Below are 15,390 nucleotides of genomic sequence, written 5' to 3' on the forward strand. Positions count from 1 at the left end.
ATGAATACATTTCAGACAAAACCAATGATCACGATTGACCATGCAAAAAAACAATTTGGCAAGGTCAGCGTCTTAAAAGATATTTCTATGACGATCCAAAAAGGCGAAATCTACACCTTATTAGGAGAAAATGGCGCTGGTAAAACGACGTTGATCAAAATGATGACGACTCTTTTACAACCAGATAGCGGCGAAATCACAATTGCTGGTCGATCCGTTATTAAACAGCCGAATGAAGTACGAGAGCTGATTAGTTTAAACTCCCAAGAAGCGACGGTGGATATGTTTTTTAGCGGCTATGAGAATTTACGGCTGATTGCTCGTTTGCGCGGCGTGAAAAATGAAAAGGCTGAGATTCAGCAATTGGCCAAACGTCTTGGATTGGAAGAATTTATCGATCGGCGAGTAGCAGAGTATTCCGGCGGGATGCGCCGACGCTTAGATATCGCGATGTCTTTAGTTGGTGATCCGGAGATCCTTTTTCTAGATGAACCCACGACAGGTGTCGATTCAAAAAATCGTTTGGAGATTTGGCGTATCATTCGTGAAATCAGCGATGCCGGCAAAACAATTTTTTTGACCACGCAATATTTGGATGAAGCAGATCGTCTGTCAGACCACATTTCTTTCTTGCACAAAGGCGAGATCGTACTGACCGGCACACCAGCAGAATTGAAGAAAAATACTAATAAAAAGGTCAAGGTTACACTTGAAACGGAGCAGCATGAACAAGGAAAAGCTTTGTTGGCTCAAGCAGGAATCTCATTTGAAGATACCGAAGGACTGATCATCGATGATGAAGATCAACAGCAGACACTTGAATTATTTGTTGCCAACCAATTGACGATCGTGGCACTCAAAGCAGAAGAAGTCAGTTTAGAAACGATATTCTTAATGATTACAAAGGAGCAAAACAAATGAAAACTTTTACTCAATTGACCGCTTTAACAAAGCGGATCTTAAAACAAAACCTAACGAATACTGATACTTTGATCACCGTTTTTGGGACACCAATTTTTATGTTGCTGTTTTTTGTCTATGTATTTGGCGGCAGTATCAGTTTAAATGGAACAGAAACCAATACGGTGGATTATTTGAACTATGCCTTGCCAGGATTTATGTTGATTACCATGACCATGGGTTCAGCGTATACTTCCATGCGGATCAACATGGATAAAACCAGCGGCTTTTTAGATCGACTGCATACTTTGCCAATCAAACGTTGGATCGTTCTTGGCTCTCATATCGTTGCCTCTGTAATTTTCATGCTGTTGTCTGAATTGACTACTTTTGTTGTGGGAATGATTATGGGCTTTCGTCCAGAGCTTTCAGTTGGTAATTTCTTCATCTTCTTGCTGCTTTCGATTTTGTTTGCTTTTGCGATGACGATGGTTTCCATTCCCTTTTCGATTTCAGCTAAAAGTTGGGAAAGCGCCAGCAGTTTTTCTTACTTGCTACTGATGCTGTTGTTTGTCAGTTCAGCTTTCGTTCCAACAAATGGAATGGCAAAACCGATCGAAATCTTTGCGGATCATCAACCGATGACACCAATCGTAGAAGCGGCTCGGGGTCTATTGATGGAAACGAACCTAAGCAATGGTGACTTAATGCAAGCCTTTGGTTGGTTAGTTGCTCTAGTCGTAGTTTTCGGAGTCCTTTCTTATCGGAAATACCAAAGAGTCTTTTAAAATAGTATAAAAACAGCGGTCCCGTAAATAGTGGGATCGCTGTTTTGCTTTAGTTTAAGTAACTGGCTGTTTTTGTAGTACTTGTCAAAAACTCTTGAATCGTTCCGCTGAAAAGCAAATGCCCGCCTTCTTTGCCTCCAACTGGTCCTAATTCAACCAGATAATCAGCTTGCCGGATCACGTCTAAATTGTGTTCGATGAAAATAAATGTATTGCCTTCATCAATCAATTGTTGGATCAGAGTCATAAAATGGTAAACATCGATTTTGTGCATTCCAGTTGTTGGTTCGTCCATCAAAAATAAATTGTTGTTTTGTTTTTCTTTTGCAATGGTTGCCGCTAAGCGCAGGCGCTGCATCTCACCGCCGGAAAGGGTATCGGTGGATTGTCCAAGTGTCACATAATCAAGATTGGTTTTTGCCAAAAGTTGTAACGGTTTAGTATTCAACCCATGTTTTGTCAAAAAGGTTTCAGCAGTGGCTACATCCATCATCAAGACATCATCGATCGATGCATCCGCGATTTTTATCGCTAAAATTTCTTCTCGGTAGCGAGTGCCGTGACATTCAGGACAAGTAACTTCGACATTTTGGAAAAACAGCTGATTGTTTTCTATCGTGCCTAAGCCTTGGCAATTTGGACAGCGCCCATTGCCGGAATTAAAGGAGAAGTCGCCAGATTTAAATGTTTTGCCGCCTTTTTTCGCTTCTTTAGCAAAGAGTCCACGAATTTTATCGAAAAGATCTAAATAGGTCGCAATGATCGAACGGCGATTACGGGTGGGACGTTTTTGGCTGATCGTGACCAATTGTCGAAATGCCGTGTCCCAATGAATCGCAGTGGTATTTTTCAAGTTAGTTTCTGCGATTTCGCCGAAGACTAAACTAGATTTTCCCGCGCCGGAAACACCAGTGACCACGCTCAAACTATTTGCCGGCAATGTCAACGAAGTATTTTTCAAGTTATTGCCATGAGCATTGGTGACAGTCAAAGCGGCCATATCAACAGAGCGCTGTCGACTGTCTTGTTGGTAGCGGCTTTGTTGTGCTTGGTAAGTCAGCGAGTCTGGATTGTTCATCAACTCTTGATAAGTGCCAGTAAATAAAATCTCGCCGCCTTTTTCACCAGATTTTGGTCCAATCTCAATGATCCAGTCGGCTTGTTGGATCACCGCATCATCGTGTTCGATGACTACCACTGTGTTGCGCCGGTCACGAATTTTTTTGATCATTTCGATCACGCCTTGAGTATCGGCGGTGTGCAGACCGATCGTTGGTTCATCCAACAGATAAATCAATTCTGTCATGGGCGAAGCTAAAACCGCAGCTAGCTTGATCCGCTGAACTTCGCCACCGGATAACGTTGTGTAAGGTCGGTCCAACGAGAGATATGCCAAACCAACTTGCTGGATTCGTTGGATTTTTGTCAGCATGTCCGCGATATAATTTTGGACCATTTGCTGTTGACGTTCAGACATTGCGGCATCAAGGGTGTGCAGCCAATCCATCAGCTGGGTCAAATCCCAAGTTTCGATGATTGGTAAATGTTGACCAAAAACAGCGGCAGCACGACTTTCAGGATTTAATTTCTCTCCCTGACAAGAAAGACAGAGCGTTTCACCAATATAAGGTGCCAGTGTCGTTGGTACACCTTTACTTTCTGATATTTTTTGCCAAATTTTTGTTTCTACGCCATCAAAGCGACCGTCTTGCACTTTCTTTGGCAAAACAATATTTTCCACTAATTTTTTATGGCTGGTGCCTTCTTTTAACAAGGCCCATTGTTCGGCTGAGTAATCTTTTAAAGGCAGATTTTTAGGGATTGGTAGTTTTAAAAAGGCTAATAATTTGTAATAAATATCTGCTTGATAGGTACTGTAATTAGCAGGCCACATCGTAACAGCGCCTTCTTCCAGCGATTTTTGCGGATCGTACAAGACCTCTTCTTTGATCGCCAATGTTTTGCCTAATCCATGACAAGTGAGACAAGCGCCTGTTTTTGTGTTGAAGGAAAAGTGAGAGCGGGTCAGTTTGTCCATCTGGTGGCCGCAGTTGGGGCAATCCATAAAGACCATAAATTGTCCGTCTTTTTTTTCCGTCGTTTCTTTTGCTTCGCTAGCAGTAATCAGCTGATGACAAGCCGGACATTTGCGCGTATGGAGCTTTTCAAAGATCATCCGCAGATCGGTAAAAAGATCGGTTTGTGTGCCCAGTGTGGAGCGGGGATTATCGTTGCGATCTTCTTGATCAATCAAAATCGCCGGCGATAAATGGTGGATGGCATCGACTTTGGGTTTTTGGATTCCTTGAAAATTCATGGCTTCCAAATATTGACGTTGTGCTTCCATATAGAGGGTATCTTTGACGAGCGTGGTTTTCCCTGAGCCGGAAAGACCGGTGATCACAACAAATTTATTTCTAGGAATATCAACATCAATATGTTTGAGATTTTTTTCATAGGCATTCCGAATTTCAATCTTCATTTTCTTCACCTCATTTCCAGTGTACTAGATTGAAGCAATCTTCTAGTTTTTTTCGAACAAATACTATGAAATCAAGAAGATATTCGCTAAAATCAGACGAAGGTCTTGAAACTATTACTTGAAGGTTGTGAAACGGATGGAATATACGATGAAGCAGATGACGGCACTGATCAAGGTCAGTGATACGACGTTGAAACGTTATGAAAATTTTGGTCTGTTGCCGGAAGTTAGAAAAACAGCTGGCGGACAGCGAAGGTATCAAGAAATCCATAGGCAGGCTTTTTTGACGATTCGCAAATTGCTGCAAGGTTTTGAGATTGCAACGGCTTATGAATTGATGCGGCTGGCAAAAGCAGGAGAATTCTCCCAAAGTTATTGGCTGATCGCGCAAGCTCAAAAACAATTGGTAGCAGATGAAGAAATCTTGCAGCAAAATCGGACATTTATCCTCTCTCTCCCGCAAGAACATTTGAAGCAGCAGCGTCTGCGGATCGGTGAATTGGCAAAGCTAGCTCAAGTGGAGACTTCAGCGATCCGTTATTGGGAGGAACGCGGTTTGATCATTAGCCAGCGCGAGGGAAACGGCTATCGGTATTATGAAGAAAAAGAAATCAAAAAAACGCTGATCATCACGTCATTGCGAAAGACGATCTATGCCATTGAAGAAATCAAAAAATTATTGGCAAATAAAGAACCGGAAACAATCCAAAAATTAAAACACCACTTTTTAGAAACCAAAGCTAAGATCGATGAAAAATTGGCAAAACAGTTGGAAGGGATCGCCGCCTTCATGAGCTATTGCGCGATGTTAAAGGGAAGTTGACATTTTTTTGATGAGCAACAGTAGTGATAGAATAGAAAGTGTGGCGACCCGCTGACTGTTAGTTGGCAAATTGATTGGACTTCGCTACAATGAAAGAAAAATGAAGATGGGGAAAAAGCCATGATCAAACTATTATTGGTAGACGACAGCGAATTGATTACTGGCGGATTGGCTGTTTTATTAGGTGTCGAAGCAGATTTTACTGTGGTCGAGTGTGTCGATCGCGGTGAGGAAGCGGTAAGGATTTGTCAACAGCAGTCGATTGATGTTGTTTTGATGGATGTACGCATGCCGGGGATGAGCGGAGTCGAGGCGACCGAACAGATTACCGAAACGACGGACACTAAAGTCATCATTTTAACGACGTTTGATGAAGATGAGTACATCGTTGAAGGAATCAAAAATGGCGCAGTCGGCTATCTATTGAAAAATACTGAACCGCAACAATTGATCCAAGCGATTCGCAGCGTGATGAAAGGACAAAGCATTCTCTCACAAGATGTATTGGCAAAAGCTAAGCAAGGGCTTAATCCCGCGCAGAAAACGGCGGATCTGACTAGTTTGACGCCACGCGAAGTTGAAATCACACGGCTAGTGGCAGCTGGTCTGAGTAATAAGCAGATTGCAACGCAACTGTATTTGACAGAAGGAACGGTCAATAATAGTTTATCGACGATCCTCCACAAGTTGGAGTTGGAACATCGCACGCAAGTCGCTATTTATTATTTGACCGGTAAAGCAGGAGATCATGATGCAACGTTTTAATCTTATTTTCAGCGTGTTGACTGCCGGCAGTGTTCTGGTTTTACTTTTTGTGCAGCAGCAGCCTATTTTGACAGTGGCTGTGATTTTACTTTTAGTATGGCTGAGTTTGTTAATGCTAAGTGCCAGTTTTCAAAAATACCGCCTTGTTTTTTTAACGCTTCAGTTGATGAGTGTTTCAGTTGTCTCGTTCTTTCAGCCATGGGCCTTTTATCTTTTGCCGGGAACAATTACAAATTTTTTAGTACTGAAAAATTATCGCGGGCCGATACTGCTTGGCGGAGGCGGACTGTTGTTGTTTTATGCAATCCATCTGCCAAATTCGGCTATGAGGATCAGCAGCTTGCTTTGGATCCTTTTTGTTTTCTTTGTTTCCGCAACAGTCGCAAACTTGTCACAAGAAAAACGTGGGCTTAATGATTCTTCTGATATGCTGCGAGTAGAGCGCAATCGATTGGCTAGTTTGTTTGAACAAAGTATCATGAACAGCGAAGCAAGAGAAAAGGAAGCGATTTTGTCGGAACGCCAACGATTGATTCATGAGATCCATGATGAATTGGGGCATAAGTTATCTGGCGGTCTGATTCAGATGGAAGCGGCAAAATCAGTCTATCAAAAAGATGCGGAACAGGCAGAAAAATTATTGGATCAAGCGATTGCTGCGACGCGAGAAGGAATCGATGATATTCGAAAAATTCTACATTCAGAAGCGCCGATGCAAGAAACGCTGAACTTGAATCGAATCAAGACGGAACTGCAGCGATTTACAGATCAGTATCAAATCAAGACGTCTTTTCAGTATTTCGGTAAAGTCGATCAGCTGAGCAGTTTTCAATGGCAAGTACTGCTGGGAAATTTAAAAGAAAGTCTGACCAATACATTGAAGTATGCAGAAGCTTCTGAAGTGACCGTTCATTTGCACGTATTCAAAGGTTTTTTGCGTTTTGAAGTCAGCAACAACGGCAAAGAGACCAAGAGTTATAAAAAAGGCTTAGGGATTCTAGGCATGGAAGAGCGGACAGCGATGCTCTCTGGGCAATTAGTGATCGATACTACGCGCGGATTCACCGTTACGACGATTCTCCCGATCAAAACAGAAGAAAAACATGAGAAATCTCATGGCTAATTGATGAGAAACTACACTGTCGTAGTTTCTTTTTTTTGGGTATGCTTAGAGCAAGAAGAGTTGGAGGGAGCAACTATGGAACGTATCGTGGAACTTACACAAGTAACAAAAAAATTTGGCACGCATATCGCAGTTGATGACGTGAATTTTACAGTGACAAGAGGGACGATTTTAGGGTTACTAGGACCAAATGGTGCCGGTAAATCAACGACGATCAATATGATCACCGGTTTGCTGCGAAAAACATCGGGAGAAATCAAGCTGTTTGACAAATCTGTTTCTGAAAAAAATCGGGAATTGCGTAAAAAAGTTGGAGTCGTCCCGCAAGAATTGGCGCTGTATTATGATCTGAGTGCGGAGGAAAATGTTCGTTATTTCGGCGGACTTTACGGTTTGCGGGGACAAAAATTAAAGGAAGCGACCGAGCAAGCATTGCGTGTTGTGGGTCTTTTGGAATATCGCAAGGCTAAACCGGCAACTTTTTCAGGCGGGATGCAACGGCGCTTGAATATTGCAATGGCGATCGTCCATGGTCCTGAACTAGTTATCATGGATGAGCCGACGGTGGGGATCGATCCGCAATCACGAAACTATATTATGGAAACAATCGAAAAAATGCGGCAGGAAGGCAAATCGCTGATCTATACGAGTCATTATATGGAAGAAGTTGAGCGCTTAGCCGATACGATCGTTATCATCGATCATGGCAAGGTTATTGCGGCAGGGACTGAAGCAGAACTAGTTAATCTCGTAACGGATCAAAAAAATATTTGGATCACTGTCGCAAACCCGGAAGCAGTCGTGTTATCTGAACTGGAACAGCAGGCAGGCGTAATTCAGGCGAGTTTGCAAGACCAGCAGTTGATCGTCACCGTGTCTGTTGAAAGCAATGCGTTGAATCATCTGTTGATGCAGTTGATCAAACAAGGGGTCGAAGTAGACAGTGTTGATCAGCAGCGGATCGATTTGGAGACGGTCTTTTTGAATCTGACTGGTCGCAAGTTGAGAGATAAGTAGGTGAAATGATGAATCGAACAATTATTATGCGCGCCTTTGTTCAACAAATCCGCGACAAATCTACCTATATTTATTTTCTGCTGTTTCCATTAGCGTTGATGCTAATTTTAGGTTCGATCTTGCAAGGCGCATTCGGCACATCCGAGATCGAAAACAAGATCGATCCAATTCAGGTTCGCTATGTTGCCACCGATGAAAAAAAATCGGCGCAATTTGAAACAGTCTTAAAAGAATTTTCGGCACCAAAATTAGTTTTTAAAGCTAGTGCAGATGAAGAACAGGCGCTCCAAGCTTTGAAAAAACAGCAGGCAGATGTGTATCTTTCGATCGGTAAAGACATCGATGTCCAAATGAATGAATTGTCTGACATTCAATTTACCTTGTTGAAGAGCTACTTAGTCGAGTTGTTCCAAACGATCCATCGATTAGAAGGCGCTCAGCGTTTTGGTCAAGCACCCGAGGAAATTTTTGGAACGTCTGAGGAGTTGGATAAAATACTTGTCGTAGATCAAAGCAATTTGAAAAAGCCGGCGACTTCTTATCAATATTACTCCGTCGCGATGATCGCATTGTTCATTTTATTTATGGCGGAAAACGGCTTAGAGATGTTCGGTCGCAGCCGACATCACAAAACATTGCAGCGAGAAGCGGTCAGTCCGGCCAGCCGGCAGGAAATCATTAATTCCACGTTTACGGGTCATATGCTGCTGGGCTTTTGTGCAGTCTTTGTCTTGATGCTGATCACGCAAACTATCTTTGATGTCCCCTGGCAGCAACAGTTTGGCTTCTCATTTCTCAATTTGTCTTCTCTAATGATTTTATTTTTAGCATTAGGTGCCTTTTTAGAAACTGTCGGCAAGGAAGTCGGTAGAGGTCTTACTCAGATCATCATCCAAGTAGTCGCTTTTTTAGGCGGCGGTTATTTTCCCGTCAGTGAAGGAATGATGAATTTTTCACCAATGGGTTGGGTAATGGGACCGATTCGAGAAGCTTTATGGACGAACAATCCGCTGCAATGGCGGGGGATTGTTTTAAATTTAACGTTTGCGGTCTTGATATTCATTAGTATGTCGATAGTATTAAATCGTAGGGAGGAATTCTAAATGAGAGATATCTTATGGATCATTCGTGAGCGATTCATCATTTGGAAAAGCCATCCCTTGCAAGTTTTATTTTTGCTGGGTGTGCCTTTGTTGAGCATTGTGATGTATCTGTTTATCTACAATTCTTCAGGTACAGGCTCGAACAATACTTTGAGTATCGGGATCGTTGATCATGATCAGTCGACTTATAGTCAATATTTTATCGATGAATTTGATAAACGGGTGCAAGTAAAAGAACTTAAAAGCCAGAAACTGGCAGACAAAGCGATGGCAGATCAGCAAATCACAGCAACGGTGATCTTACCGGAAAATTTCTCAGAAAAAATCCGTAATGAGGAATTGGCAAAAATTTCATTCCGCTCGTTTCAAGCGGGTGAAGCGATCGACGCGTTGAAAGCAACGGCAAAAACTGTCTACAATGAAGTCCAGACGATTGCAGGTTTTGCAGCGGTCAGCAGCGAAGAGACTGCGTTTGATTTTGCGAAGGAGAACACGCCGATTCGCTTTCATTCCTTTAAAAAAGATACGGTCAGCCAAGAGATGACATTGCAGATTTTAGGTTTTATGCTACTGATGCTGCTTTATCAATCAGGAAATTTTGGCGCGAATTCGATCCAAAATGAACGGCGGAATAAAATTTATCATCGCTTGATGACGACGCCTGTTTCAAAAAATGCTTATTTTGTCGGAACGGCTGTCTTTGCCTTTTTGGCAATGGTCTTTGAAGTCGTGTTTACAGTCGGTTTGATGACGCTGGCCTTTCACATCAATATCGGTTTGGCGGCATTTCAGCTGATCGGTATGCTGGCAGCGTTTGGCTTAGTGGCAGTTGCTTGGTCGATCGCGATCGGGATCAATTCGCCAAGCCAATCCTTTGCTTCAGGAGTGCAAAGTATCCTCTTTACGATCACCAGCTTGATTTCAGGTGCGTTGATCCCTAATGAGATCATGCCGGACTTTATGAAGCAGGTTGCGCGGATCACACCGCAATATTGGGTTTTAGACGGCATCAAACAATTGCAAAACAACGGTGATGCCAATATCTTGATCAATTTTGTCGTTTTAGCGGCGTTCTTGTTGCTGTTCTTCAGTATCTCCGCTTATGGATTCATGAAAAAGAAAAATTTGGAAGTATTTGACTAACATAAGAAAATCATTCAAATTGAATAGACCAAAAAACGCCGTGCAGTTGTAACGGCGTTTTTTACTGTTCAAGTATTCAGTCCGGCGCAGTAACATACTACGCAGATTTTTTTGACAATGGTATACTGAGTTTATGGAAAAAAGCTAGCTGTTTTTTAGCAGCGGATTCTTTTTTTATGGAGATTTAAGTTAAGCAGTACATTCAGGCAACACGAAACAGGAGGAGCAAGCGTGGAAAAAAAAGAAGAACGGTTATTGATCGACTTGACTTCAGCGCGAGGGATCGCAGGCAATGAAGAAGAAGTCAGAACGGTATTCAAAAATTATGCGAAGGAATTTGCTGACGATATTTTTTTTGATGGGTTAGGTAGTGTGATCGCAAAACAAGGCAGCGGCGGACCAAAAATTTTTATTTCTGGTCATTTAGATGAAGTTGGTTTTATGGTCACAAAGATCACGGAAAAAGGGTTTCTAGAATTCCAAACGATCGGCGGCTGGTGGAACCAAGTGATGTTGGCACAACAAGTTGAGATTAAAACACGCAAAGGCAAGATCATCCATGGTGTCATCGGTTCAAAACCGCCCCATGTACTGACACCAGAAGCGCGCAAAAAACCATTTGAGATTAAAGACATGTTCATTGATATCGGTGCAATGAGTGCTGAAGAAGCAAAAGACTGGGGCATTCGGCCTGGCGACATGGTGACGCCATATATCCAATATCAACGGATGAATGATTCAAAATTTTTACTGGCAAAAGCGTGGGACAATCGGATCGGCACAGCGGTAGCGTTGCGCGTTTTAGAAAATTTAGCAAAACGTGAACACCACAATGTGTTGTTTGCCGGCAGTGATGTGCAAGAAGAAGTCGGCTTGCGCGGGGCACGGACAAGTTCGCATATCGTCAATCCAGACGTCGCGTTTGCATTAGATACCGGAACTGCTGGTGATACGCCAGGGATGACTCCTAAAGAAGCAGACTCCGTCTTAGGCAAAGGTCCTCAAATATTGATCTATGACGCATCGATGGTGCCGCATAAAAAATTATTAGATTTTGTTATCGATGTAGCGGAAGAATTGGAGATTCCGTTCCAATATACGGTAATTGTCGGCGGTGGAACCGATGCTGGCCAAATGCATTTGACACGTGACGGAGTGCCTTCGTTAGCGATCACCGTACCAGTTCGTTATTTGCATTCGCACACATCCATCATCCATGAAGAAGATTATTTCAATACAGTCAAATTAGTCACCGAAGTTGTGGCTCGCTTAGATTACGATACAGTCGGAGAACTGAAAAATTATTAAAAGAAGCGCGAGAAATTTTTTTCTTGCAAAGGAGTGTCTTTATGCGTCTAAGTGACTATCGTCAACTCGCTAAAAATCGTTTGAATGGTCAATGGGGAATCAATGTCGGGCTGATCGTGATCCTCGGTTTATTGACCGGAGCCATCGGCAGTGTCACGGGAGTTTTCAACAGTGAAAAGGCCCAACTCGGCGGTTCATTTTTATTGAATATTTTTGTCTTATTCGCGTTTAGCTACGCCCTTTACTACATTAGTTTATATGTAGTACGCGGCGGCAGAGCGGAGTTGGGACAAATTTTTATCGTTTTTCAAAAAGGTTATTACGTACCATTGATGTTGATTAACATCCTCGCACAAATCGTGCAATACGCTTTAGCGGCACTCTTTTTCTTACCGCTACTGTTACAAGCAGGAAGCGGTGTTTACTTGTCTCTTATCGCTTCTGGCGGTGTGACGAATGTCGACAATATGAGTACGCTACTTAGCGTTGGTTCGTTTGCCTTGTATTTTATATTATTGATTGTCTTCTTATTGGTAACGACGATCATCAGCATTATTTTTAGATTTGCCGTTTGGGTAAAATTTGACGATCCCGATTTAAGCGTTGGACAGTCGATCAAGCGTGCTTGGTCACTGCTGAGTGATCGTTGGGGCAAATATATTTTATTGCAACTGTCATTTATCGGCTGGTATATTTTAGGGTTCGTCGCTTTGTTTGTCGGGCTGCTGTTTGTCGCAGTCTATGTGAATACTGCGAGTGCCGCTTTTTATGACCAAGCTTTAAAAGAAAAAATCGATCAGGAGGAATTAGCATGAAATTAACAGTTCTCGGTTGTTTAGGTGCCTATCCTTATAATGGTCAAGGAACGACTAGTTATTTGCTGCAGTCGGAGGGATTCAATCTTTTATTAGATGCCGGCAGTTCAACACTGGTGGAATTGGAAAAAGAACTTGATCCGTTAGCTTTGGATGCAGTGATTTTAACGCATTATCATCACGATCACATTGCCGATCTTGGGGTATTGCAATATTATTGGCAGCTTTATCCAACACAAACACCTAAACCAATCTTACCGATCTATGGTCATACAGAAGATGAGTTTCATTTTAATGATTTGACGATGGAAGGTGTGACGGAAGGACATGCATATTTTGAAGCAGAAGAATTAAAAATTGGGCCGTTTTTGATCACTTTTATGAAAACGATCCATCCTGTACCGTGTTATGCGATGCGATTTGTTGAAGAGAAGACGGGAGCAGTCTTCGTCTTTACCGGCGATTCCGGTTACTTAGAATCTTTCAATGAGTTTGCTAAAGAAGCCGATCTATTTTTAGCAGATACGTATTTATTTGACGGCAATGAACGTCATAAAGCACACTTTACTGCAGGAGAAGCGGGAACTTTTGCAAAAAATGCCGCAGTCAAAAAATTGGTGCTGACTCATTTGCCGCAACACGGCGACTTAGCAGAATTACGCCGGCAAGCTGCCGCTGCCAGCGAGGGGATTCCTGTTGAATTGGCAGCGCCGCATAAAATTTTTGAAATTTGAGAAAAGAAGCGCTAGAATGATAAAAGAATTATTTCATTAGAGAGTAAGAAGGAGTTGGAATTATGCTATACGTACCAAATGACGAAGAACGCGATCCACGAGTAAATCTTGCTATCGAGACCTATCTATTACAAAATATGCCTTTAGATGAACCAATTTTACTTTTCTATATAAATGAACCTTCTATTATTATCGGCCGTAATCAAAATACGATCGAAGAGATCAATAAAGAATATGTAGATGAAAACGGTATCCACGTTGTTCGGCGTTTGAGCGGCGGCGGAGCTGTGTATCATGATATCGGAAACTTGAACTTTAGCTTCATCATGCCCGATGACGGCAACTCTTTTAGAGACTTCAAAAAATTAACAGAACCAATCGTTGAAGCACTTCATAAATTAGGAATCGAAGGTGCACAATTAAAAGGCCGCAATGACCTAGTGATCGACGATAAAAAGTTCTCAGGCAATGCGATGTATTCAACAAACGGTCGGATGTTCGCTCACGGAACATTGATGTTTGACAGCGATATCGATGAAGTCGTCAATGCGTTAAAAGTGAAAAAAGACAAAATCGAATCAAAAGGAATCAAATCGATTCGTTCACGGGTGACGAATATCAAAGACTACTTGCCAGCTGAAAAACAAACTATGACGACTGAAGAATTCCGTCAAGCGATCCTGTTGCAGATCTTTGGTGTCGATAGTGTCGATCAAGTTAAGACACATGAATTGAATGAAGCAGATTGGAAAGTCATCAATCAAATCTCAGAGGAGTATTACAAAAATTGGGATTGGAACTATGGTCGTTCTCCAGAATTCAACTTGGAACGTCAAAAACGTTTCCCAATCGGTTCGATCGAAGTACGTTTATCGGTCGTTAACGGTGAGATTGAAAAAGCGAAAGTTTTTGGCGACTTTTTCGGTCTAGGCGAGATCAAGGACGTAGAAAACCGATTGATTGGCACGCGCTACGAAAAACAAGCATTAGCGGATAGTATTGATCAAATCGATCTAACCCATTACTTTGGAAATATCACAAAAGAAGAATTTTTAGAATTGATTTATTAAAATCAAGCTGCGGCAAAAGCCGCAGCTTTTTTTCATACTTTTGAAAAAGCCATGGCGACTGTTAATTTAAAGGACGTTCGATTTCTTGTTCAAAGCAACTGGCGGAATGTTGTTAAAATAACTGTTATTATGAAAAATGGATTTAGTTTATTACGTAATTTCCTTTTTTTGATCGAGGGATATAGTATAAATTATAATATTTTAAGTCTTTTTTTTAAAAAAACCACAAAAATTATTCAATAATCAATTAAAAAATAGAATTTTTTGGGTAATATGATATGATATGATAGAGAGGAAGAGATTTTCTTTTTTAGGGAGGCGAAAGAGAATGCCAAAAAATAGAAAAATAACAATAGTTAGTGTTGTTTTGCTGTTTTGTCTGTTCTTATTAGCTGTACTGATGATTGTTATTCCTAAAGTGCTGGATGTGACGCCTTACGCAATTTCAGACAATAAAATGGCGCCGGAATATCGTGAAGGAGGACTGGTTTTTGTAAAGGATATTTCAGAACCAATCCATGTTGGCGACACGATCACTTATTATACGAATCAAGGAGAAGAAATCAAAACACGGCGGGTGTTAGCCGTCGACAATAAAATCGAAGGATACTTTGTTAAAGGTGACAATGCAGATAAAGCGGAGATGGGTTTGGTCCATAAACGCAATTTGATTGGTGCTCCACATTTTTATTTGCCATATATAGGATTTTTAGCGGATCTGAAATGATACTTAAAACTAGTCTAATTATTGCCGAGTTTCCCCAAAAATGCGTCGGCTGAAGAGCGCCATTTTTATCTGGAGGCTGTTAAGATTTTGGGCAGTTTTTTTTACCTTTTATATAACTGGTGTTTTTTAGAAACGATAGGGGGATAAAGACATCTTGATAGATTTAATACCTTCAAAGACAAGATTAAAGCGGAAGAGTGGCATACATATATATAAATACTCCATTGAATAAATATATATTTTGCTATATCTTTAGTTAATACAGCATTATTCTGTATTGATTTAAATTAAGTATAGTAATTTTGTTTTGAATAGGGGAGTAAAATTGAAATCCAGAGATTATCAAATTGATAACATAAAGGGTTTATTGATTATTTTAGTGGTTTTTGGTCACATGCTTTTAGCAAGCTCAAAAGAGAACAATTGGCTGTTAACACTAATTTATTCATTCCATATGCCCGCCTTTATTTTTTTAAATGGAGTATTTTCAAAAAATGTAAACTTGAGGAAAGTTTTGGTGTTAGTATCAAATCTTAGACAACTTTTCGTAGAGACAGAAATAAATTAAACTTATCTACGAGAGGATGGATTT

General features: G+C 41.3%; 15 protein-coding genes. 14 read left to right on the forward strand and 1 reads right to left on the reverse strand.

The features are described from left to right. The gene (locus FFM63_RS06580) at positions 1-921 is read left to right on the forward strand and encodes an ABC transporter ATP-binding protein (protein ID WP_246033297.1); all 921 of its coding nucleotides are present in this window, start codon (positions 1-3) and stop codon (positions 919-921) included. Further along, positions 918-1,688 carry an ABC transporter permease gene (locus FFM63_RS06585; RefSeq protein ID WP_137609525.1) on the forward strand — a complete coding sequence of 257 codons (771 nt, stop codon included), beginning with the start codon at positions 918-920 and terminating at the stop codon, positions 1,686-1,688. Before FFM63_RS06580 ends, FFM63_RS06585 begins: the two co-directional genes overlap by 4 nt. A 49-nt stretch (positions 1,689-1,737) precedes the next feature. Here FFM63_RS06585 and FFM63_RS06590 read toward each other — a convergent pair whose 3' ends face one another. Then, positions 1,738-4,170: an ATP-binding cassette domain-containing protein gene (locus FFM63_RS06590; protein WP_137609526.1), complete on the reverse strand. Its 2,433-nt coding sequence runs from the start codon at positions 4,168-4,170 to the stop codon at positions 1,738-1,740. 148 nt (positions 4,171-4,318) lie between these two features. Between FFM63_RS06590 and FFM63_RS06595 the strand changes: the two genes are divergently transcribed. The 12 genes from FFM63_RS06595 (at position 4,319) to FFM63_RS09900 (ending at position 15,366) form a co-directional block, all read left to right on the forward strand. Continuing rightward, entirely contained in the window at positions 4,319-4,993 is a 675-nt protein-coding gene (locus FFM63_RS06595) for a MerR family transcriptional regulator (RefSeq protein WP_171000204.1), read from the forward strand. Between the two features lie 120 nt (positions 4,994-5,113). Then, on the forward strand, positions 5,114-5,758 hold the full coding sequence (locus tag FFM63_RS06600; RefSeq protein ID WP_137609528.1) for a response regulator: 645 nt from the start codon (positions 5,114-5,116) through the stop codon (positions 5,756-5,758). Next, entirely contained in the window at positions 5,742-6,881 is a 1,140-nt protein-coding gene (locus FFM63_RS06605; RefSeq protein ID WP_137609529.1) for a sensor histidine kinase, read from the forward strand. The genes FFM63_RS06600 and FFM63_RS06605 overlap by 17 nt, the downstream gene beginning before the upstream one ends. 75 nt (positions 6,882-6,956) lie before the next feature. Continuing rightward, a complete protein-coding gene (locus tag FFM63_RS06610) occupies positions 6,957-7,898 on the forward strand; it encodes an ABC transporter ATP-binding protein (protein ID WP_137609530.1) in 942 nt (313 codons plus the stop codon). Positions 7,899-7,906: 8 nt separating this feature from the next. Then, positions 7,907-9,001, forward strand: a complete 1,095-nt coding sequence (locus FFM63_RS06615) for an ABC transporter permease (protein WP_137609531.1) — start codon at positions 7,907-7,909, stop codon at positions 8,999-9,001. Beyond that, entirely contained in the window at positions 9,002-10,144 is a 1,143-nt protein-coding gene (locus tag FFM63_RS06620) for an ABC transporter permease (RefSeq protein ID WP_137609532.1), read from the forward strand. A gap of 231 nt (positions 10,145-10,375) precedes the next feature. Next, positions 10,376-11,452, forward strand: coding sequence for a M42 family metallopeptidase (locus tag FFM63_RS06625; RefSeq protein WP_137609533.1), 1,077 nt, complete (start codon positions 10,376-10,378; stop codon positions 11,450-11,452). A gap of 41 nt (positions 11,453-11,493) precedes the next feature. Continuing rightward, a complete protein-coding gene (locus FFM63_RS06630) occupies positions 11,494-12,267 on the forward strand; it encodes a DUF975 family protein (RefSeq protein WP_137609534.1) in 774 nt (257 codons plus the stop codon). Further along, positions 12,264-13,001 carry an MBL fold metallo-hydrolase gene (locus FFM63_RS06635; protein WP_137609535.1) on the forward strand — a complete coding sequence of 246 codons (738 nt, stop codon included), beginning with the start codon at positions 12,264-12,266 and terminating at the stop codon, positions 12,999-13,001. The genes FFM63_RS06630 and FFM63_RS06635 overlap by 4 nt, the downstream gene beginning before the upstream one ends. A gap of 62 nt (positions 13,002-13,063) precedes the next feature. Beyond that, entirely contained in the window at positions 13,064-14,071 is a 1,008-nt protein-coding gene (gene lplA / locus FFM63_RS06640) for a lipoate--protein ligase (protein WP_137609536.1), read from the forward strand. Between the two features lie 328 nt (positions 14,072-14,399). Next, positions 14,400-14,798, forward strand: a complete 399-nt coding sequence (locus FFM63_RS06645; protein WP_246033298.1) for a S26 family signal peptidase — start codon at positions 14,400-14,402, stop codon at positions 14,796-14,798. Between the two features lie 325 nt (positions 14,799-15,123). After that, positions 15,124-15,366 (forward strand): acyltransferase family protein, encoded by a 243-nt coding sequence (locus tag FFM63_RS09900; protein WP_281276902.1) that lies wholly within the window; start codon positions 15,124-15,126, stop codon positions 15,364-15,366. Positions 15,367-15,390 lie beyond the last annotated feature (24 nt).

Source organism: Enterococcus pingfangensis (assembly GCF_005405205.1).
Lineage (GTDB): Bacteria > Bacillota > Bacilli > Lactobacillales > Enterococcaceae > Enterococcus_A > Enterococcus_A pingfangensis.

Coding starts and splice junctions, on each gene's coding strand:
- FFM63_RS06585 (WP_137609525.1), top strand. CDS start 918: ATGAAAACTTTTACTCAATTGACCGCTTTAACAAAGCGGATCTTAAAA.
- FFM63_RS06580 (WP_246033297.1), top strand. CDS start 1: ATGAATACATTTCAGACAAAACCAATGATCACGATTGACCATGCAAAA.
- FFM63_RS06630 (WP_137609534.1), top strand. CDS start 11,494: ATGCGTCTAAGTGACTATCGTCAACTCGCTAAAAATCGTTTGAATGGT.
- FFM63_RS06590 (WP_137609526.1), bottom strand. CDS start 4,170: ATGAAGATTGAAATTCGGAATGCCTATGAAAAAAATCTCAAACATATT.
- FFM63_RS06600 (WP_137609528.1), top strand. CDS start 5,114: ATGATCAAACTATTATTGGTAGACGACAGCGAATTGATTACTGGCGGA.
- FFM63_RS06595 (WP_171000204.1), top strand. CDS start 4,319: ATGAAGCAGATGACGGCACTGATCAAGGTCAGTGATACGACGTTGAAA.
- FFM63_RS06645 (WP_246033298.1), top strand. CDS start 14,400: ATGCCAAAAAATAGAAAAATAACAATAGTTAGTGTTGTTTTGCTGTTT.
- FFM63_RS06605 (WP_137609529.1), top strand. CDS start 5,742: ATGATGCAACGTTTTAATCTTATTTTCAGCGTGTTGACTGCCGGCAGT.
- FFM63_RS06615 (WP_137609531.1), top strand. CDS start 7,907: ATGAATCGAACAATTATTATGCGCGCCTTTGTTCAACAAATCCGCGAC.
- FFM63_RS06635 (WP_137609535.1), top strand. CDS start 12,264: ATGAAATTAACAGTTCTCGGTTGTTTAGGTGCCTATCCTTATAATGGT.
- lplA (WP_137609536.1), top strand. CDS start 13,064: ATGCTATACGTACCAAATGACGAAGAACGCGATCCACGAGTAAATCTT.
- FFM63_RS06620 (WP_137609532.1), top strand. CDS start 9,002: ATGAGAGATATCTTATGGATCATTCGTGAGCGATTCATCATTTGGAAA.
- FFM63_RS06610 (WP_137609530.1), top strand. CDS start 6,957: ATGGAACGTATCGTGGAACTTACACAAGTAACAAAAAAATTTGGCACG.